We start from the raw sequence: 20,756 nt of genomic DNA, 5'->3' as shown, positions 1-20,756 counted from the left end.
ATCTATTTTAAAAATTTTACAAAACAAATTGGTGAGTCCTAAACAATTTAGGGTTTAGGCTTGCTGTTATTTCAAACTAAAAATCAATTATTTAAACTAGTAAAACTATGAGTAAAACTCCTATGTTTATTGGCGTGCTTGTGTTCTTAATGCTAACAAGTTGCGGTACAAAAAAAGAGGAAAAACATGAAGAAGCAAAATTTCTTGTGACCAGTCCTGTAAAAAAAGACACCTCCATTACTAAAGATTATGTCAGTCAAATTCATTCTATAAGACATATAGAAATTCGTGCCTTAGAAAGAGGGTACTTACAGCATATTTCTGTAGATGAAGGGCAAACGATTAAAAAGGGACAGGCTATGTTTCAGATTATGCCAAACGTATATCAAGCAGATCTTCAGAAGGCCGCAGCAGAAGCCAAAGTTGCAGAAATTGAACTGAAAAATACGCAATTATTGGCAGATGGAAAAGTAGTTTCTGAAAATGAACTTTCTATGGCTAAAGCAAATTTTGATAAAGCAAATGCCGAAGTATCCCTTGCAAAAACGCATTTAGGGTTTACCGCTATTAAAGCTCCTTTTGCAGGGATCATGAATCACTTACATGTAAGAGAAGGGAGTCTTTTAGATGAAGGGGAGCTGCTAACTTCACTTTCTGATAATAGTAAAATGTGGGTATATTTTAATGTTCCAGAATCAGAATATTTAGATTACATCACGGGTAAAGATAAAGACACAAAAAAGTCTGTTAACTTATTAATGGCCAATAATAAGGTTTTTAATCAAGCTGGAATTGTAGAGACAATTGAGGCCGATTTTAATAATCAAACAGGGAATATAGCCTTTAGAGCAACTTTTGATAATCCAGATGGGATACTTCGTCACGGAGAGACAGGGAGTATTTTAATGAAGGTTCCTTTTAAGGATGTGTTAATTATTCCGCAAAAAGCAACCTTTGAAATTCTAGATAAGAAATATGTTTTTATAGTAGACAAGGATAATATAGTGAGACAACGTTTAATTCATGTAGCGGCAGAAATGCAAAATTTGTTTATTGTGGATAAAGGATTGTCGGAGAATGATAAAATTATACTTGATGGGATTCGAATGGTAAAGGATCAACAAAAGGTAGCTATTGAGTTTGTAGAACCAAATTCAGTAATATCAAATTTGGCGCTTTACGCAGAGTAATTTTAACCTAATCTCACAAAAAAAATGTTTAGTAAATTTTTAAAAAGACCGGTGTTGGCTATAGTCATATCGGTAATAATTGTATTTACGGGATTACTGGCTATCAAACAATTGCCTATATCTCAATTTCCGCAAATTGCACCTACAACAGTTAATATTTTTATTGCCTATCCAGGAGCTAGTGCCGACGTATTGGTAAATTCAACCCTTATTCCTTTAGAAACAGCAATTAATGGGGTGCAGGGAATGCGTTACATTGCTTCCGATGCTACTAGCGCTGGGGAAGGAACTTTACGTATTATTTTTGAACCCGGTACCGACCCAAATCAAGCTGTGGTTATGGTAAAAACAAGGGTAGATCAAGTAATGCCCTTATTGCCGGAATTAGTTCAGCGTGAAGGGGTAGTCATTACGCCAGTTCAACCAAGTATGTTGATGTATGTAAACTTGTTTAGTACACAAGAAGATGATGATGAATTATTTTTATACAACTATGCATACACAAAAATAATTCCAGAAATACAACGTATTGACGGGATTGCGAGTGCTCAAATACTAGGAAGCCGTAAATATGCCATGCGTGTTTGGTTAAAACCAGATCGTATGCGTGCTTATAATGTGTCAGCAGAAGAAGTGATGGAGGCTATGCAAGATCAGAGCATTATTGCACGACCAGGAAGACTGGGGGGGAGCTCTGGTAAAACCTCACAAGCTTTAGAATATGTACTAACGTATGAAGATCGGTATTCAGAACCCGAACAATATGAAGACATCATCATTAGAGCTAATGAAGAAGGAGAGCTTTTAAAGTTAAAAGATGTTGCCGATGTAGAATTAGGGAGTGAGTTTTTTGATATTTATTCCAATTTAGACGGACACCCTTCTGCATCAATCATTTTAAAACAAACCTTAGGGAGTAATGGTAAAGATGTCATTGATGAAGTTAAAAATAAGCTTGTAGAACTCAAAGCAGAATTGCCTCCGGGAGTAGATTATAAAATTAGTTATGATGTTTCTAATTTCTTAGATGCCTCTATTGAGCAGGTAATTCATACGCTTAGAGATGCTTTTATATTAGTAGCTATTGTGGTATTCTTATTCTTAGGAGATTGGCGTTCTACGTTAATTCCGATAATTGCAGTACCCGTATCTTTAATTGGAGCATTTTTTGTAATGCAACTTTTTGGACTTTCCATTAACCTGATTACCTTATTCGCATTAGTATTAGCCATTGGTATTGTGGTAGATAATGCCATTGTGGTCGTAGAAGCGGTCCATGTTAAAATGGAGGAGGAGAACCTCACACCGTACAATGCATCTTATGCCGTATTGGGTGAGATAGGTGGGGCAATTATAGCCATAACTTTGGTCATGGTTTCGGTTTTTATTCCTATTTCATTTATGTCCGGACCAGTAGGGGTTTTTTACCGTCAGTTCTCTATTACTATGGCTGGGTCAATCATAATTTCTGCAATTGTAGCCCTTACCTTAACACCTGTATTATGTGCGGTATTGTTGAAGAATAATCATGGTAAGCCCAAAAGTAAATCACCGATAGATAAATTTATAGCTTGGTTTAATAAAGGCTTTGAAAGGCTAACAGGTACCTACGTTAATATTTTGAATAAAATTGTAGCCAGACGTATGGTTACTTTCGGAATTCTAATAGCTTTCTGTGTGGGGATATTTTTGACCAGCAAAGTATTGCCTGCAGGATTTATTCCTAATGAAGATCAAGGGATGATCTATGCGATTATTCAAACACCTCCAGGAGCAACTTTAGAACGTACGAATGATGTGGCTAGAAAACTTCAGAAAATCTGTGAAGAAATGGACGGTGTAGCATCGGTATCTTCATTGGCAGGATATGAAATTATGACAGAAGGGAGAGGCTCAAACGCGGGTACGTGTTTAATTAACCTTAAGCCATGGTCAGAACGTAGTCATTCGGTTCATGAAATTATGGAGCTTTTAGAAGAAGAAACTAAAGATTTGGGTGCGGTGATTGAATATTTTGAGCCACCAGCGGTACCAGGTTTTGGTTCTTCAGGAGGTTTTTCAATGCGTTTGTTAGATAAAACAAATTCTACCGATTATCATGCTTTCGAAAAGATAAATAATGATTTTATGGCAGCTTTAGGGGAGCGTAAAGAGCTTTCTGGTTTGTTTACTTTTTATTCTGCTAATTACCCTCAGTATAAATTAAAAATAAACAATAAAATTGCGATGCAGAAAGGGGTTACCATTGGTAACGCTATGGAAAACTTGAATATTCTAATAGGGAGTACTTACGAGCAAGGTTTTATACGTTTTGGGAGATTCTTTAAAGTGTATACACAAGCAGCTCCTGAATATAGAGCCTTACCCACAGATTTAGATAAATTATTTGTTAAAAACGAAGAAGGCGATATGGTACCCTATTCGGCATTCATGACCCTAGAGAAGAAGTTAGGTCCTAATGAAATTACGCGATATAATTTGTATAATTCTGCATCTATAAACGGACTTCCAGCTACTGGTTTTACTACGGGAGATGCCATTAATGCCATAAAAGAAGTAGCAAAAGAAACGCTACCAAGAGGCTATGATATTGCTTGGGAAGGTCTTTCGTATGATGAAGCAAATAGAGGGAGTGAGTCCATCTATATTTTTGCGATCGTATTAATCTTCGTGTATTTTGTTTTGGCGGCACAGTATGAAAGTTTCTTATTGCCATTTGCTGTGATCTTATCACTACCCGTAGGGATATTTGGTTCCTTTGCTTTACTTAAAGTAATGGGGTTAGCAAATGACGTTTATGCGCAAATCGGAGTCATTATGCTGGTAGGGTTACTCGGTAAAAATGCCGTGTTGATTATAGAATTTGCCGTCCAGAAACGTAGGCAAGGTGCTACCGTGCTAGAAGCTGCTATTGAAGGTTCTAGATCAAGATTTAGACCTATTCTAATGACTTCTTTTGCCTTTATTGCAGGGTTAATTCCGCTTGTAATTGCTAGCGGTGCAGGAGCAATTGGGAACAGAACCATTGGAGGTTCTGCAATGGGTGGTATGCTTATCGGTACTCTTTTCGGAGTGTTAGTGATTCCTGGCTTGTATTATATTTTCGGTACCATGGCAGATGGTAGAAGTCTTATAAAAGGAGAAGCTACAGAACCAGTTTCGGAAGAATTTATTAGAGAAAGTGAAACAGAAGGTAAAACAAGAGCAGCATTACGTGAAGTGAAAAAACTGTTGAAAAAATTAACCAAAAAGAATGATGATGAAAATTAATATAGGCAAAATATTAAGGTATAGAAAGTCTTCTTTTGTAGGCTTTCTGGTACTTACGAGTGTGTATGCTTGCGTGCCTACTAGAACAGTAAAAGAAGAAAATAAAAGTGTTCCAGAACAGTACGCAAATCAGTCTGCAGATACTGTAAATACAGCCAAAATGAAATGGAAAGAATTTTTTTCTGATCCCTATTTAGTTGCGTTGATAGACACCGCTTTGGTACATAACCAGGAGTTAAATATTATGCTACAGAATGTAGATATGTCTAAAAACGAAATAAAAACGAGAAAAGGAGAATATTTGCCTTTTGTCAATTATTTTGGTGGTGCTGAGGTTGAGAAAGTAGGTGAGTATACCAGAAATGGAGCTGTTGAAAAAAATCTAGACATTAGAGATGGTGAGGAGTTTCCTGAGCCATTGACTAACTACTCTTTTGGGTTAACAGCTTCTTGGGAGATAGATGTGTGGAAGAAGTTACGTAATGCTAAAAAATCTGCTGTTTTTGAATACCTATCTACAGTAGAGGGTAAGAATTTTATGGTCACTACTATTGTTTCCGAAATTGCAAATTCTTATTATGAACTTTTGGCAGTAGATAGTCAGTTAGCAATAATTGACCAGAACTTAGAAATTCAGGAGAATGCTCTTAAAATGGTACGACTTCAGAAGCAGGCTGCAAGAGCGACGGAGTTAGCAGTTAAAAAGTTTGAGGCGGAAGTATTGAAAAATAGAAGCCACAGATTTGAACTAAAACAACAAATTGTTGAAATGGAGAATAAGATTAATTTCTTAATGGGTAGGTCTCCACAAAAGGTAGCTAGAAATACAGGCGATTTTATAGGCCATGCTGTTGATGCTATTTATGCCGGTGTACCCTCGCAATTACTTCAAAATCGTACAGATGTTCGTCAAGCAGAATTAGAGTTAGAGGCTGCTAAATTAAATATTAAAGTGGCAAAAGCTAATTTTTATCCTTCCTTTGATATTACAGCAAGCGTGGGTTTAGAGGCTTTTAAACCTAAGTATTTGAATACGACACCGGAATCTCTTTTGTATTCTGTAGTAGGGGATGTCGTTGGCCCATTAATCAATAGAAATGCTATTAAAGCGGAATATAAAAATGCAAATGACAAGCAGATCCAGGCCGTTTTTGAATATGAAAAAACTATTTTGAATGCTTATATTGAAGTGTCAAATGAACTTTCAAATATTGATAACTTGAAGCAAAATTTTGATTTAAAAGTAGGTCAGGTTGAAGCTTTAACAGAATCTATCGATATTTCGATACGTCTTTTTCAATCGGCTCGTGCAGATTATATGGAAGTACTTTTAACGCAACGTGATGCGTTAGAGGCTACCATTGAACTTATCGAAACTAAAAAGGATCAAATGATTGCCCAAACAACTATGTATAAAGCATTAGGGGGCGGATGGAATTAAAGAGGTCATAATACCTACCTAATTAAAAACCTGTAAAGAAATTTACAGGTTTTTTTGTTTTTATGATTTTCTAATTTGTTACGATGCTCTTGATTCAAATGCTTTTTTTACAATACAAATAGTAAGATCATCTTCTAAACGAGAAGCATTAAGTTTTCCAGTTTTAGATTCACTTTCAAGATATTCATAGAGTGCTTCAGATAAAAAAGGTTTTAGGAGTGCAATGGTTGAAATATTTGAAGCTATTGCCTCTCCCGTATTCTTGTTAACCAACGTATAATAATAATTGAATAGTTCCATAACCCATTTCGTTTATATAGTTTAATTATAATAATTCTTCGCGAATGCAAAGGCTAAAAAATTTATTAAAACTAGTTGTAGAAGAAATTTTAAACGGACCCAGATGAAAAAAAAATAAGCTCAAATGAATTTGATAGGAATAATGAAATAGAAATTCAGGTTTTTATTATTGTTCAAAACTTGTATTAAGAGCGCTAGGGGAATTATCTTATATATTTGATTTTGTTGTAGAATATATATTCTCTTTTATGCGTTAGAGGTGTAGCGCAAATGGATTGATTTTTTTTGCAACTCATTTTTAGCGATAACGCGCCTATTATAAACTTTACAGTAGTCTACAAATGGAAAATTTTAAACATATAAAAGTAACAACAACTTCTTCTTTGCAGAATGTTGAAATAGTAGAATACCTGGAACCTATTTCTGTAACTATCGTTATTGGGATGAATTTCTTTGAAGATTTACTAACAGGATTTCGGGATGTTATTGGAGGTAAGTCTAATACATATACCAAATCATTAGAAAAGATTAATGAAGAAGCTATTATAGAACTTAAAAGACGTGCCCATTATTTAAATGCCAATTACGTTATCGGTCTCAGTATTGACAATGATGAGATTTCTGCCCAAGGAAAATCAATGTTGATGGTTACCGCTATGGGGACAGCGGTAAGAGTAGCAGGAAAGGCTAAGAATGTAATTAAAAATTCAACCTCCATAAATTTAGAAGCTTTTGAGCAATTGTCTTTAAAAGCACGATTGTTGGCTAGTGCAGAAAAAGATGAACTGATTTTAACTGAGAATAAGTGGAATCAAATTATAGAAAATCAAGTTTCAGAATTAATCCCTTTTCTATTGAGCAAACTCACCAATAACTTAAGTCAGTTTGATGTTAAAGAAAATATTAAGTTGTTTTTTGATACGCTAGAAAGAGAGAATACAATAACGCAGATTTTTGATTTCTTAGAAAACAATGAAGATAGAGATTTGGAGTATGTTCTAGAAGTGATACAAGAATTAAATATGGTGGACTATGATAAGAATCTAAAGCTATTGACTAGTAAAAAACAGTATTTACATACTTTGGGAGCTTCCATTGCTGGAATGCATAAAAAAACCTATTTTAAAGCTGACTTGAAACCTATTCAAGAAACGATTATGGTTTTAGAAGAAAAATTTCCTGTAAAGGCAAAATTCATAAGATCTAAAGAATCGTTTTCAGATAAAGAAATTGATGTTTGGAAATGCGAATGCGGAACAGAAAATAACTTGGAAAGAGCTATTTGTAGAGAATGTAGAAAGGATATTCACGGATTAAAAGATGCCGTTATCGACCTTAAAGAAATTAAGGAAAATTTAATTTTTAAGTTGGCACTTTTAGAAAAAAACTTTGCTTAATTCTATTCCAAAACATTAAATAATTTATATGAAAAAGTTCATCTTACTTCTATTATGTATAATCTGTATTTCATGTGTCCGTGGTTTAGATAAAAAATATCAAAAGGCTACCAAAGTAGAAGATTTAAGTGAAGTAGCAGAGCAGATTACACCGTTACAACTTATTCAGTTAAAAGGACATGTAAATAATTTGGAACTAACAGGGAGTGGTTTAAAGGATAAAACCTATCGAAAACTTCTCCGTGAAATTGAAGAAATAGACAATAAAAAAGCATTAATCTTAGAAGAGGAGCTCCTAGAAGAGGCAAGGAAAACAGCAGAAGAAAGTTTAAATAAAAGTATAGCACTCCGTCTAAAAATGTTATGCTCAAAAAAATGGATTATTTCAGCATTTGGAATGCAGTTAACGATTCCTAATAATTCTAATGAAAATATTGAATTAGCTAAAACCATATTAAACAAAACAAATAACTTTGAGGGAGTAACTATGAATTTTGTTCTAGGAGAACACAAGAACAAACCATTTGTACGCGGTGTGTTTGATCAGAAATTTACTTCCTTAATGAGCGGAAATAGAAAAAAAACAAAAGAATATTTTGAGGATGGAACTTTTGTAGAGAAATTGGGTTCCGAAGAGTATACCGGTACTTGGGAGTTTATTAGTGCAAATGAATTTAAAGAAACTAGGTTTTTTCCAGAAGAACGCTTAAATAAAAAAGAATATTTTACTATTGAAATACTTAATTTAAGTGAAAATTTATTTTCGTTTTACGAGATGGAGAAAGACCCATATGCTGAAGTGGATACTATAAGAACCTATTTTGAAATGGATACCGCTGAAAAATAGTTTTGGAATGACGAAAATATGAAAAGAACAATTTATTTTATTCTAGCTTTTGCATTGCTCTGCAACACCTGCAAAGAAGTTGTTAAAGAACCTATAGATATTGCTACGGAAAAAGAAGATAGTTTTAAAGTGTTTACAGCGTTGAGCCAATCAAGAAATGAATATTCAAATTTTAATTCCGTAGATGCCATAAATAAAATTGCAGAGATAGAGAATGAATATTTTAATAGTTATCCTACTGTCGGAAGTATTTATTACGGAACGCAATGGTATAATGATTTAGAGAAGCGTACTATTGAAAAGGATTCAATTTCAGTATTTCAAAAATATGGATTGGAAAAAAGTAATATAAAGTTAGACAGTATGCATTGTACTATTTATGCGGTTAAAGCTTTAGAGTCTGGTTTTGGAACTGAGTTTGAAACTATTAAAAAACACCATAAAGATATTTGGTCTAATCGTGAATATGCGGGATGGAGTTTAGGGTATATTTTAACTGAATTTTACCAATGGAAAGCCTATTTATTTATTTCAAAAAACTCAGAAGAATATAAAAGTTGTTTATCTAATTTCAAGAAAGACAAAAAGTACCATGTATGGAAACAACCAAATATTCCCTTAGAAGGGGTTTTTGATGTTGATGAAGATATGTCAGAAATTGAGCAACTCTTAAATGCAAATGAATTTGGATGGGGTTTTAGTGATCAAGGTTGGCACACTTGGATCACAAGGTTTGATTCTCTAAAAGAGTGTAATTGGTGGGGAGCACCCATCAGAAAATACGACGAAGAAAAGAATAAACCGTTATTCTTAAAAACGAAATTTAGCAATTATAGAGATTACTACTCGCATGTTGTAATATTTCCCCCTAAAATTAATCCAGAAAATGTTGTGCCTGCAGACTAGCGTATTTATTAAATTTAAACCTTTCAGTTAAAATCACCTTTAAGGTAGAAAAGCGTAAAATTAGAAATACTATCTTTCCGTAAATTATAGTTTAAAAACCATTAGAATGAATTACCCTCTAATAATTACATTTCTGTTTTTGTTTGTTTCTTGTGCTAGTGATGAGAGTGTTGATGCGACAGATAATAGTGATGATCCTATTACTACAGTTGAAAGTGCTGCCATACCAGTTTACAATCAAGCCTATCAAGAGAATTTTGAGGCAGATAAGATTAGTACTATTTTAAGCACAGCCAAAAATGGATATGTTTTACTAGATCCTTTTCAGGATGGCGTAACTGATCATGTAGCAGCGATACAAGCAAATGGAAACCAGGTAGGCGCTTATATCAGTATCGGTACGGGTGAAACTTATAGAGAAGACTATGAACAAATAAAACCCTACCTAGTAGCAACGCCTTGGGGAGAATGGCCCGATGAATTTTTTATCAAAGAAACTACAACCGGAGTATTAGAAGTAATGAAAGCAAGAATAGATAAGATTGCTGCTAGGGGATTTGATTGGGTAGAGTTTGATAATATGGACTGGGCTTTTGATGATGAATCTAGAGCCACCTATGGGATAATCGCAACAGAAACTGACGGAGCAGCCTATTACCAAGAACTATGTGATTATGTACATTCAAAAGGAATGAAATGTATGGCGAAAAATAGGGTAGAAGATGCTACTGATTTTGATGGAGTCTTGTATGAATCGTATTCTGATGAAAAAAATTGGTGGGATCAATCTGGAGCCCAAAGTTTTTTAGATGCAGGGAAATTGGTGATTATAAATCATTATAATGAGAAATCTTGTGGAGAAGTGTATTCTGAATATAAAGGCATCTATAATGATGACCTTTCCTTTATTTGTGAAGATGCCATATTAAAAAAGTATGTTCATTTTAATGAGTAGGTGAGCATATGGTATTCATAAAAAAAATCCCAGTAAATTTAAATTTACTGGGATTTTTTTTATGCTATTATGGCTAGATTTATAGCCGTTTATGTCAGTATTCCCATAAGTTAATAGAGATAAAGTTCTTATGGTGTCTAGTGATTAGTATATAAATACATGTTAATTAGGGAGTTGTATTTTAGTAAATAACATATGAGCCTTAAAATTAATAGTGCTAAATTGATATATTTATGCTAATTTGGTATATATGAAAATTGAGCTATGTCCAAACTGCGGGTCAGACCATAAGATTAAAAGCGGAATTGTAAATAATAGACAACGCTATAAGTGCAAACAATGCGGCTATTTCTTCTCTGTAAATAAGATTGGTAAGAAGATAGATGACTACTACATAAACAAGTCGCTTCAGTTGTATTTAGAGGGTTTGTCGTACCGAGAGATTGAGCGTATCCTTGGGGTTTCTCATGTGAGTATTATGAACTGGGTAAAGAAGTATAATATCAAGCGTCCTTATAACTCCAATTACCATCCAACCTATAAAATATTGAATGCGATAGAGTTGGGTAAGTACTTTCAAAATGCTGAAAATATAAAAGGTGCGGGAGTAGTAGTAACGGAGTTAGGAGATAAGTTTATGCTAATAAAATGGGAGCGTTTTAAGGATTAAGTATACTTATTTAACAAAATAATATATTAGTTTTTTGTTAACAAATTGTTTTTAGGAGATTAGTGGTGCACACAAAACCAATTATTCACTTATTAATCAACTTAACAATGGGAAAACAAACACTAGTATGGATAGGAATATTTCTCGCTTCCTTTCAGATTATGAATGCCCAAGGCTCTCCTGATTATACCGGAGGTCTTAAATTTAAATTTAATGAGGATGGCTCAAAATACCTAAGAGTTATTTCCTGGGCACAAGTACAAGCAAATTACAATACGGAGGATACTTTTGATGCAAACGGCAATGAAAATAGTCAGCTAAACTTCAATCTGCGTCGAGCGCGTATTTTAATGTTTGCACAAATCAATAAGGATTTTTTAATCTTAACCCACTTTGGACTTAATAGTCTAAACAGTAGTGCATTAAGTCCAACAGGAAAAGGAGACGGTTCCCAGTTATTTTTTCACGGAGTTTGGGCGCAATATAATATAGGAGATGATCTTACGCTAGGAGGTGGGTTGCATTATTTTAATGGTATTTCAAGATTAAACAATCAGAGTACCTTAAATATGATGACCCTGGATAACCATCGTCAAGCTTGGGCAACTATAGGGTTATCCGATCAATTCGCACGCCATTTAGGATTTTTTGCAAAAGGAAAATTTGATCGGCTGCAATATCGTGTGGCTATCAATGATGCTTCGGCTTCTTCTTTAGATACACGTGCGGCAGAAGTTGGTAGTTATGCGGTTTATAACGGTCGTGCTACATTAGGATCTAAGGATGCAGGAAAGGCCTATGCTGGATACTTCGATTATAATTTTTTAGATCAAGAATCTAATTTCTTACCGTATAAAGTGGGAACGTATTTGGGAAGTAAAAAAGTGTTCAATATTGGAGCAGGTTTCTTTCTGCATCCAAAAGGATCTGTTATAGATAATGGTACCCTAGCGGCTCCAAACTTGGTAGGAGAAGATGTTTCAATTTTAGCTGTAGATGCATTTTATGATACGCCAATTGGTGAAGATGGCAGTGCAGTAACTGCTTATGCAATGTTTCAATCTAGTGATTACGGAAAAGATTATTTATTTAGTGCGTATGGTACTGGAAATATGCTTTACGGGCACGTAGGATATGTTTTTAAAGGAGATCTTACTAAAACCAGATACCAGCCCTATTTAAGTTATGGCACGCATAGTTATGATGCAGTAAATGACAACCGTAATACATTTGGTGTTGGAATAAATGCCTTTATGAGTGGTCATAATTCAAAACTAACTTTAGAATATCAAAACCAAAATTTTGGAACAGTAGATTCTAATATTATATCGCTTCAAGCGATGATTTACCTATAAAAAATAAAAAATATGTCTGATAAACAAAAAAACGCAACAGCGTACTGGAAGGAAAATCTGCGGTACCTAACTATTCTATTATCCATTTGGTTTTTAGTTTCCTTCGTCTTTGGAATCTTAATGGTCGATCAATTAAACGAAATAAAAATGGGTGGCTTCAAACTAGGATTCTGGTTTGCACAACAAGGTTCAATTTATGTGTTTGTCGTTCTCATATTCGTCTATATAAGATTGATGAATAAGTTGGATAAAAAATATGGGGTTGACGAATAAACTAACTAAAAAAACAAATATATTATGGGAATATTAACTTGGACCTGGATACTCGTAGGAATCACTTTTGCGCTTTATATAGGAATTGCAATTTGGGCTAGAGCAGGATCTTCAAAAGAATTTTATGTAGCAGGAGGTGGTGTGCCACCAATTATCAATGGTATGGCAACTGCTGCCGATTGGATGTCTGCGGCATCATTTATATCATTAGCCGGTATTGTGTCTTTTGGCGGGTATGATGGCTCTGTTTACCTCATGGGGTGGACAGGTGGATATGTGCTTTTAGCATTATTGCTCGCACCGTATTTAAGGAAATTCGGAAAATTTACAGTGCCAGATTTTATTGGAGATCGGTATTATTCCAATGTAGCACGTATTGTTGCTGTAATTGCAGCTTTAATTGTTTCATTTACCTATGTAGCAGGTCAAATGAGAGGTGTGGGAATTGTTTTTTCAAGGTATTTAGAAGTAGATATTGAGACCGGTGTTTATATCGGTATGACCATAGTACTTTTCTATGCGGTACTTGGAGGTATGAAAGGTATTACCTATACACAAGTAGCACAATATTGTGTGCTAATCTTTGCTTTTATGGTGCCCGCAATTTTCATTTCGTTTGAAATGACAGGGAACGCTATTCCGCAATTAGGGTTTGGTGGTTCAGGTGATGATGGGGTATATCTTTTAGATAAATTAGACGGTTTGCATGCAGAATTAGGTTTTAGTGAATATACTACAGGGAGTAAATCTATGATAGATGTGTTTGCAATTACACTTGCTTTAATGGCAGGTACCGCAGGCTTACCTCATGTAATTGTCCGTTTCTTTACCGTTCCTCGTGTTAAAGATGCACGTAAATCTGCAGGTTGGGCGTTATTATTTATTGCTATTATGTATACCACCATTCCGGCTGTAGCAGTATTTGCAAGAGTTAATCTTATAGAAACTGTTAGTAACAAACCCTACGATGGATTACCAGAGTGGTTTGCTAATTGGGAGAAAACTGGGCTTTTAAAATATGAAGATAAAAATAATGATGGCGTGGTTCAATATGTAGCAGACAAAAACACAAATGAACTTACTATTGATCGTGACATTATGGTGCTCGCAAATCCTGAAATAGCAAAATTGCCTAATTGGGTAATTGCATTAGTAGGAGCAGGTGGGTTGGCCGCAGCATTATCTACAGCAGCAGGTTTGTTGTTAGTCATAGCATCTTCTATTTCTCATGATTTATTCAAGAAAATTTTAATGCCAACCATTAGTGAAAAAGGAGAGCTTATTGCTGCACGTCTTGCAGCTGCAGTTGCAGTAGTGATTGCAGGATATTTTGGAATTAATCCTCCTGGGTTTGTTGCAGCCGTCGTCGCATTAGCCTTTGGACTCGCTGCCGCCTCATTTTTTCCGGCCATTGTATTGGGGATTTTTGATAAACGAATGAACAAAGAAGGTGCCATTGCTGGTATGGTTATAGGTTTAGGTTTAATGCTTTTTTATATGCTGAAATTCAAATTTGGAATCTTCGATGGAGGTAAAGAAGCAGTAGATAGTTTAAAGTCTAGTTGGTGGTTTGGGATATCCCCAGAAGGGTTTGGGACTATCGCCATGTTCGTCAACTTTGTAATCTCTGTAGTGATCTCAAGAATGACTCCTGCACCACCAGAAGATGTTCAAGACATTGTAGAAAATATAAGAATACCTTCAGGAGCTGGAGAGGCTTCTGGACACTAAGAAAAATGCTCTTTTATTCATAAAATGTATTTTGAATGGATGAAGAGCATTCGTTTAGATTTAGTTAGTTAAAACGAAATCAGCATTGCAATTTTTGTAGTGCTGATTTTTATTGATGTAATAAAATGATTTTTTTTCACTACTTTTTACACAGCAAATTGGAAAGTGCACCAACAAATATTTAAAAATGAAGAAACGTCATGAACAAAAACTAGTCGTCCTTTCGATTGCTTTGTTTTTAATATTTAATATCCCATTTGTCTTAATTTTTAATTTTGAAGGGGCATTATTTGGTATTCCAACGTTTTACTTTTCTATGTTTTCTATTTGGTTTCTTTCAATTATTATTTCTGGGATTATTCTAAAGCGACATTATGAATAATTATTTGCTAATCGTTATTATCGTAGTGTATTTAGCAGTGTTGTTCTTCATTGCTTTTTTGGGAGAAAAAAAGAAAAAAAGCAAATGGGTAAACAACCCATATGTTTATACGTTATCCTTAGCGGTGTATTGTTCAGCATGGACCTATTATGGTAGTATAGGGATTGCGGCTAATTCTGGAATTGATTTTTTGCCTATTTACTTAGGGCCTGTTATTGCTGCACCATTGTGGATAGTAGTACTTCGAAAAGTGATACGAATTTCTAAGCAAAATAAGATTTCTTCTATAGCAGATTTTATTTCTTTGCGTTATGGGAACAATCGATTTTTAGGAGCATTAGTTACGTTGGTTTGTCTTTTTGGAACCATTCCTTATATTTCGCTACAACTAAAAGCGGTTTCAGAAACATTCGAAATTATGGGAGATAGTTTTCCTCATGTTTCAACTAATATTTTTAATGATTCTACCTTTTATGTAGCGCTACTTTTAGCCATATTCGCAACATTCTTTGGTACGCAAAAAGCAGATGCATCAGAAAAACATACAGGAATAATTGTTGCCGTAGCTTTTGAATCAATACTAAAATTAGTATTCTTTTTAGTCATTGGTATTTACGTAACTTTTTATTTATTTGATGGTACCACAGACATTTATAATCAAATAGCGACCATAGATAATTTTAAAGAACTCACCAGTCTTTCAGGTTTAGAAGATGGGTTTAATTGGTTTTTTATGATTGGATTATCATTTATGGCCATCTTTTTATTGCCCAGACAATTTCAAGTTTCGGTCTTAGAGAATACTCGAGAAAAATATTTAAAAAAAGCGATTTGGTTGTTTCCGCTTTACCTTCTTTTGTTTAACATATTTGTAATTTTTATCGCTTGGGCAGGAGAGCTAACTTTTGGTGGCACTGCAAATTCGGAATACTACACCTTGCTTTTGCCTTTGGAGAACGGCAACTCTTTTCTGGCGACCTTAGTTTTTCTTGGAGGATTCTCAGCAGTTATTTCAATGGTGGTTGTTTCTACATTAGCACTGTCAACCATGGTGAGTAATAATTTAATCATCCCCTATGGTTTTTTAGACAAATTCATCAGAAACCAAACAGAACGGAATGCCAAGTATATTAAGAATATTCGCCGAATTTCTATTTTTACCATTATTATAATAGCTTATTTTTTCTATGTTTCTTTTTCGCGAGAATTATCATTGTACGCTATAGGGCTAATTTCCTTTGTAATTATAGGCCAACTTGCTCCCTCTTTTTTTATTGGATTGTTTTGGAATCGTGGTTCCTCTAGAGGGGCTATAATAGGAATAATTGTGGGTTTTTTTATAACAGTTTATACCTTGGTGCTTCCATTTACAATAGCTGCTACAGGAAGAGATGATTTTACACAACATGGTTTATTTGGCATTACAGCCCTTAAGCCGTATGCTCTTTTTGGAATCGATTTTTTGAGTCCGCCAGCACATGCTTTTTTCTGGAGTATTCTATTTAATTTATTGTGTTATTTAGTATTTTCAATTATAACAAAAGGAAATTATAGAGAACGTAATTATGCTGAAATGTTTGTAGACAGTAGGAATTTTACCGCCTTGCAAGATAGTGCACTCGTATGGAAGGGAGAGGCCTATGTAGCTGATATTAAAAATGTACTTATCCGTTTTTTAGGAGAAACAAAAGCGACTAGAGCATTAAAATTATTTTTCACGAAGTATAATTTACCCTTGGATACACAATTAGCAGATGCTAGATTGATAAACTTTTCAGAAAAGCTTTTAACAGGTAGTATTGGGAGTGCTTCTGCTAAAATTTTAATCGCTAGTGTGGTTAAGGAAGAGCAAATAAGCTTAGTGGAAGTCCTTAAAATTTTAGAAGAGTCTAAGAAGAATATTGTAAGTAATAAAATGCTGCTTGAAAAATCAGATGAGCTTTCTCAATTGTCTTCAAAATTAAAAGATGCAAATGAAGAACTTGTGGTGAAGGATAAACAAAAAGATGAGTTTTTAGATACCGTAGCGCACGAGTTGAAAACGCCTATTACTGGAATTAGAGCGGCTACAGAACTTTTGATGGATGAAGAGGATGATATGCCAAAGGAGATTAAAAAACAGTTTCTAAATAATATACTTCAAGATTCAGATAGGTTGGGGCGTCTCATTAATAATATTTTAGATTTTGAAAAGATGGAAACAGGGCGACTTAGCTTAAATATGGGGTCTCTTGATATTTTACAAACCATTAGAAAAGCTGTGGAGCGCACACAACATATCGCTGCAAAAAAAGGCATAAAAATAAACATTAAGAATGTGCATCGTTTTTATCTAAATTATGATGAAGATAGAATCATTCAGGTATTGTACAACTTGCTGTCAAATGCCATAAAATTTTGCGAACCAGAATCTGGACAGATTGAAATAGATTATAGGCTTGGAAATGAAGTGCTAGAGATTTCTGTAAGAGACAATGGAAAAGGGATTCCGCTTGAAGATATCGATTTTATTTTTGATAAATTCTACCAATCTCAACATCAAAATACTATTAAGCCAGAAGGTAGTGGGTTAGGCTTAGCGATTACAAGACAGATTATTGAAAAACACGGTGGAAAAATTTGGGCCTCTAAACACATAAAAACAGGTGCAGAACTTGTTTTTACGTTACCATTTAGTTAACTTGGTTACAGATTTTATGAAGTACAAAATTTTAATCGTCGATGACGAACCAAATATAGTAATGTCACTAGAATATGCATTTAAAAAGAATGATTTTGAGGTGTTTATTGCTAGAGATGGTAGTGAAGCATTAGAATTACTAAAACTTCGGACGCCAGATATCGTATTACTAGATATTATGATGCCGAATGTAGATGGGTATCAAACGTTAAAACATATAAAAAGTACAGCTAGTTTAAAGGCTACGAAAGTAGTTTTCTTAACGGCTAAAAATAAAGCTTCAGATATTGAAAAAGGGTTAAATCTAGGAGCTGATAAATATTTAATCAAACCTTTTTCAGTAAAAAAAATAGTGGCAGAAGTTCTGCAACTTATGACTTAAAAGTAGTCTTATAAGTCTTTTTTAAATATTGGTTTTGTGTGCAAACAAACAATGTTTAACTAAAATTTTAAGACGTGAAGTATCAAATAAAACCGCATACATCAGATATTCTTATTACGATTTATGTAGTACTCACTTTGTTCTATAGAATAAAGTTTGAAAACGAAGCAGGCGTTACGACATTACAATCTCTTGTAATTGGACTATGCCTTATTGCTATGCCTTGGTCTCTTATCAAACTAAAGATCCTTAATCCCAAGTGGTTCGGCTTATTTAATCCGAAAAACTCAGAGCTCTAAGTTGTTCTAGTTTTTAGAACAAAAGTGTTTGTTGTCCAGATTTTTTGGCAATCCTAATTGGTCAGAAATCGCGAAGCGTAACCCTTTACCTATTGAGGTGATGAAGCACACTTTAAATTTTTTAAGGCAGGAGGTTGCTTTGAGTCCAACAGCACCCATCAACAAAATAAAATCAATACCCTGAATTCGAAGTTTCTAGAATTTAGAATAAAAAAATAATCCATTATGAGTAATTATCATATAAAACATTTAGAAGAGTATTATCAAGTATATAGAAAGTCCGTACGTAATCCTGAATCATTTTGGGAGGAAATAGCAGAAGAACATTTCTTGTGGCGTAAAAAATGGGACAAGGTGCTAAGCTGGGATTTTAAGAAACCAGAAGTAAAATGGTTTGAAGGTGCAAAATTGAATATTACAGAGAACTGTATCGATAGACATTTGGCAACCAGAGGAGATAAAACGGCAATTTTATTTGAGCCCAATGATCCGAAAGAAGCGGCACAACATATTACGTACAAAGATTTATATCATCGGGTTAATAAACTTGCGAATGTATTAAAAGCCAAAGGGGTTAGAAAAGGAGATCGGGTTTGTATTTACCTGCCTATGATCCCAGAATTGGCAGTTTCTATATTAGCTTGTGCTCGGATAGGAGCCATACATTCTGTGGTATTTGCGGGTTTTTCTTCTATAGCCTTGGCAACGAGAATTAATGATTCCGATTGTAAAATGGTCATCACATCTGATGGGTCCTATAGAGGTGTTAAATCCATCGATTTAAAAGGGATTGTAGATGAAGCTTTAGAAGATTGTAAGGGTGTAAAAACTGTTTTGGTCGTAAAGCGTATTGATACAGATATTTTTATGAAAGAAGGGCGTGATGAATGGCTTCAGCCTTTGTTAGACGATGCTTCCGATGAACTAGTGGCAACTGTTATGGATGCAGAAGACCCTTTGTTTATTTTGTATACTTCGGGTTCTACAGGAATGCCAAAAGGAATGGTGCACAGTACTGCTGGGTATATGGTGTATACGGCGTATACCTTTAAAAATGTATTTCAATACAGAGAGAATGATATTTATTGGTGTACAGCAGATATTGGATGGATCACGGGACATAGTTATATCGTGTACGGGCCTTTAGCAAATGGCGCAACCACAGTGATGTTTGAAGGGGTACCTAGTTACCCTGATTATGGGCGCTTTTGGGAAATTGTAGAAAAACATAAAATTACGCAATTTTATACGGCACCTACAGCAATAAGAGCTTTGGCAAAAGAAGGCGTGGCGTATGTAGATACGCATGATTTGTCTTCCTTAAAAGTATTAGGGACGGTAGGAGAACCTATAAATGAAGAAGCGTGGCATTGGTATGATGATAATGTAGGAAAGCGAAAGTCGCCAATTGTAGATACGTGGTGGCAAACAGAAACAGGAGGGATTATGATTACCCCAATTCCATTTTGCACCCCAACGAAACCAACCTATGCCACCTTACCGTTTATTGGGGTTCAACCAACCTTAATGGATGAAAGTGGTAACGAAATAAAAGGGAATCAGGCCGAAGGCCGTTTGTGTATAAAATTCCCTTGGCCGAGTATCGCAAGAACTATTTGGGGGAATCACCAAAGGTATAAAGACACTTATTTTTCTGCCTATGAAAATATGTATTTTACAGGTGATGGAGCACTTAGGGATGAGGTAGGATATTATAGAATAACAGGGCGTGTAGATGATGTTATTATTGTTTCGGGACATAACTTGGGTACAGCGCCTATAGAAGATGCCATTAATGAGCACCCTGCAGTTTCAGAAAGTGCCATCGTAGGCTTTCCTCACGATGTAAAAGGGAATGCATTATACGGTTATGTAACCTTAAAAGAAACCGGAGAAAGTAGAAATCATGATAATTTGAGAAAAGAAATAAATCAAATCATTACAGAACAAATAGGGCCAATCGCGAAGCTAGATAAAATACAATTCACGAATGGCTTACCAAAGACGCGATCTGGAAAAATTATGCGTCGTATTCTTAGAAAAATAGCCAGTAAGGACACCAGTAATCTGGGCGATACAAGCACCTTACTAAATCCGGAATGTGTTCAAGAGATCATGGATAATGTACTCTAAACGCACCTAAATGTAAAAAGCCCAGTAAATTTTAAATTTACTGGGCTTTTTTTGTGGAGCCGGGGAGAATCGAACTCCCGTCCAAACAAGCAATTACAATGCTTTCTTCATGCTTAGTTTTCATTTGGTTTTCGATGCACAACCGACTGAAAACCGCCTATTGTACACTTAGCTTCTGAAATTTTTGTGATACTACCAAAGCAATAGTACCCTTGTGTTGACATTTCTGGTGCTCCTAATAGAATCGCCGCCAACAAGGGCTATTCCGGAACATCTCGCTTCTCTACCTAGTAGAGACGAGGCTTATCTTACTATAATTCAGATTAAGCGGCAAGAGCGTAATTATTTTCGCCAATTAAAAGTGTGGAAAATGTGATTAACGAGCTGTAGCCCAGCGCTCGGCATGCTTACATCCCAATTGGTCTCGCTGTCAAAACCAGGCGGCCCCTTGGAAAATTTTCAATGAACTAATCTGCTATAAAAAGAATGTTCCTTTTTTCTAGCGGATGCCAAAGGTAGTTCAAAAACTATTCCAAAAAAAGTTT

General features: G+C 34.9%; 15 protein-coding genes and 1 other RNA gene. 14 read left to right on the top strand and 2 right to left on the bottom strand.

The window, feature by feature from the left end:
• The first annotated feature begins 107 nt into the window (after nucleotides 1-107).
• Genes GQR94_RS03315 through GQR94_RS03305 form a run of 3 tightly spaced genes read left to right on the top strand, consistent with a single transcriptional unit; the run spans nucleotide 108 to nucleotide 5,901 of the window.
• Nucleotides 108-1,190, top strand: a complete 1,083-nt coding sequence (locus tag GQR94_RS03315; RefSeq protein WP_158974154.1) for an efflux RND transporter periplasmic adaptor subunit — start codon at nucleotides 108-110, stop codon at nucleotides 1,188-1,190.
• Between the two features lie 24 nt (nucleotides 1,191-1,214).
• On the top strand, nucleotides 1,215-4,460 hold the full coding sequence (locus GQR94_RS03310; protein ID WP_158974153.1) for an efflux RND transporter permease subunit: 3,246 nt from the start codon (nucleotides 1,215-1,217) through the stop codon (nucleotides 4,458-4,460).
• A complete protein-coding gene (locus GQR94_RS03305; protein WP_158979488.1) occupies nucleotides 4,450-5,901 on the top strand; it encodes a TolC family protein in 1,452 nt (483 codons plus the stop codon). The genes GQR94_RS03310 and GQR94_RS03305 overlap by 11 nt, the downstream gene beginning before the upstream one ends.
• 78 nt (nucleotides 5,902-5,979) lie before the next feature.
• On the opposite strand, the gene GQR94_RS03300 is transcribed toward GQR94_RS03305, so the two are convergent.
• Nucleotides 5,980-6,201 (bottom strand): hypothetical protein, encoded by a 222-nt coding sequence (locus tag GQR94_RS03300; RefSeq protein WP_158974152.1) that lies wholly within the window; start codon nucleotides 6,199-6,201, stop codon nucleotides 5,980-5,982.
• 341 nt (nucleotides 6,202-6,542) lie between these two features.
• On the opposite strand from GQR94_RS03300, the gene GQR94_RS03295 reads away from it, so the two are divergent.
• The 11 genes from GQR94_RS03295 (at nucleotide 6,543) to acs (ending at nucleotide 20,211) form a co-directional block, all read left to right on the top strand.
• On the top strand, nucleotides 6,543-7,598 hold the full coding sequence (locus tag GQR94_RS03295) for a YbjQ family protein (protein WP_158974151.1): 1,056 nt from the start codon (nucleotides 6,543-6,545) through the stop codon (nucleotides 7,596-7,598).
• 28 nt (nucleotides 7,599-7,626) lie between these two features.
• Nucleotides 7,627-8,445, top strand: coding sequence for a hypothetical protein (locus GQR94_RS03290; protein ID WP_158974150.1), 819 nt, complete (start codon nucleotides 7,627-7,629; stop codon nucleotides 8,443-8,445).
• An 18-nt stretch (nucleotides 8,446-8,463) separates the two neighbouring features.
• Nucleotides 8,464-9,351 carry a hypothetical protein gene (locus tag GQR94_RS03285; RefSeq protein WP_158974149.1) on the top strand — a complete coding sequence of 296 codons (888 nt, stop codon included), beginning with the start codon at nucleotides 8,464-8,466 and terminating at the stop codon, nucleotides 9,349-9,351.
• Between the two features lie 106 nt (nucleotides 9,352-9,457).
• A complete protein-coding gene (locus tag GQR94_RS03280) occupies nucleotides 9,458-10,306 on the top strand; it encodes an endo alpha-1,4 polygalactosaminidase (protein WP_158974148.1) in 849 nt (282 codons plus the stop codon).
• A gap of 250 nt (nucleotides 10,307-10,556) precedes the next feature.
• Nucleotides 10,557-10,976 carry a helix-turn-helix domain-containing protein gene (locus GQR94_RS03275; RefSeq protein WP_158974147.1) on the top strand — a complete coding sequence of 140 codons (420 nt, stop codon included), beginning with the start codon at nucleotides 10,557-10,559 and terminating at the stop codon, nucleotides 10,974-10,976.
• Nucleotides 10,977-11,083: 107 nt separating this feature from the next.
• Entirely contained in the window at nucleotides 11,084-12,331 is a 1,248-nt protein-coding gene (locus GQR94_RS03270; protein ID WP_158974146.1) for a hypothetical protein, read from the top strand.
• A gap of 12 nt (nucleotides 12,332-12,343) precedes the next feature.
• Nucleotides 12,344-12,604: a DUF4212 domain-containing protein gene (locus GQR94_RS03265; protein ID WP_029445393.1), complete on the top strand. Its 261-nt coding sequence runs from the start codon at nucleotides 12,344-12,346 to the stop codon at nucleotides 12,602-12,604.
• Between the two features lie 24 nt (nucleotides 12,605-12,628).
• Entirely contained in the window at nucleotides 12,629-14,335 is a 1,707-nt protein-coding gene (locus GQR94_RS03260) for a sodium:solute symporter family protein (RefSeq protein WP_158974145.1), read from the top strand.
• Nucleotides 14,336-14,709: 374 nt separating this feature from the next.
• A complete protein-coding gene (locus tag GQR94_RS03255) occupies nucleotides 14,710-17,397 on the top strand; it encodes a sensor histidine kinase (protein WP_158974144.1) in 2,688 nt (895 codons plus the stop codon).
• A 16-nt stretch (nucleotides 17,398-17,413) separates the two neighbouring features.
• On the top strand, nucleotides 17,414-17,779 hold the full coding sequence (locus GQR94_RS03250; RefSeq protein ID WP_158974143.1) for a response regulator transcription factor: 366 nt from the start codon (nucleotides 17,414-17,416) through the stop codon (nucleotides 17,777-17,779).
• Between the two features lie 524 nt (nucleotides 17,780-18,303).
• The gene (gene acs, locus GQR94_RS03245; RefSeq protein WP_158974142.1) at nucleotides 18,304-20,211 is read left to right on the top strand and encodes an acetate--CoA ligase; all 1,908 of its coding nucleotides are present in this window, start codon (nucleotides 18,304-18,306) and stop codon (nucleotides 20,209-20,211) included.
• Between the two features lie 51 nt (nucleotides 20,212-20,262).
• On the opposite strand, the gene ssrA is transcribed toward acs, so the two are convergent.
• Nucleotides 20,263-20,659, bottom strand: a transfer-messenger RNA (tmRNA) gene (gene ssrA / locus GQR94_RS03240).
• Nucleotides 20,660-20,756 lie beyond the last annotated feature (97 nt).

This window comes from Cellulophaga sp. L1A9 (genome assembly GCF_009797025.1).
Classification (GTDB): domain Bacteria; phylum Bacteroidota; class Bacteroidia; order Flavobacteriales; family Flavobacteriaceae; genus Cellulophaga.
This window is presented reverse-complemented; position numbering and strand designations above follow the sequence as displayed.

Coding starts and splice junctions, on each gene's coding strand:
- GQR94_RS03290 (WP_158974150.1), top strand. CDS start 7,627: ATGAAAAAGTTCATCTTACTTCTATTATGTATAATCTGTATTTCATGT.
- GQR94_RS03315 (WP_158974154.1), top strand. CDS start 108: ATGAGTAAAACTCCTATGTTTATTGGCGTGCTTGTGTTCTTAATGCTA.
- GQR94_RS03260 (WP_158974145.1), top strand. CDS start 12,629: ATGGGAATATTAACTTGGACCTGGATACTCGTAGGAATCACTTTTGCG.
- acs (WP_158974142.1), top strand. CDS start 18,304: ATGAGTAATTATCATATAAAACATTTAGAAGAGTATTATCAAGTATAT.
- GQR94_RS03280 (WP_158974148.1), top strand. CDS start 9,458: ATGAATTACCCTCTAATAATTACATTTCTGTTTTTGTTTGTTTCTTGT.
- GQR94_RS03285 (WP_158974149.1), top strand. CDS start 8,464: ATGAAAAGAACAATTTATTTTATTCTAGCTTTTGCATTGCTCTGCAAC.
- GQR94_RS03255 (WP_158974144.1), top strand. CDS start 14,710: ATGAATAATTATTTGCTAATCGTTATTATCGTAGTGTATTTAGCAGTG.
- GQR94_RS03300 (WP_158974152.1), bottom strand. CDS start 6,201: ATGGAACTATTCAATTATTATTATACGTTGGTTAACAAGAATACGGGA.
- GQR94_RS03305 (WP_158979488.1), top strand. CDS start 4,450: ATGAAAATTAATATAGGCAAAATATTAAGGTATAGAAAGTCTTCTTTT.
- GQR94_RS03270 (WP_158974146.1), top strand. CDS start 11,084: ATGGGAAAACAAACACTAGTATGGATAGGAATATTTCTCGCTTCCTTT.
- GQR94_RS03310 (WP_158974153.1), top strand. CDS start 1,215: ATGTTTAGTAAATTTTTAAAAAGACCGGTGTTGGCTATAGTCATATCG.
- GQR94_RS03265 (WP_029445393.1), top strand. CDS start 12,344: ATGTCTGATAAACAAAAAAACGCAACAGCGTACTGGAAGGAAAATCTG.
- GQR94_RS03295 (WP_158974151.1), top strand. CDS start 6,543: ATGGAAAATTTTAAACATATAAAAGTAACAACAACTTCTTCTTTGCAG.
- GQR94_RS03275 (WP_158974147.1), top strand. CDS start 10,557: ATGAAAATTGAGCTATGTCCAAACTGCGGGTCAGACCATAAGATTAAA.
- GQR94_RS03250 (WP_158974143.1), top strand. CDS start 17,414: ATGAAGTACAAAATTTTAATCGTCGATGACGAACCAAATATAGTAATG.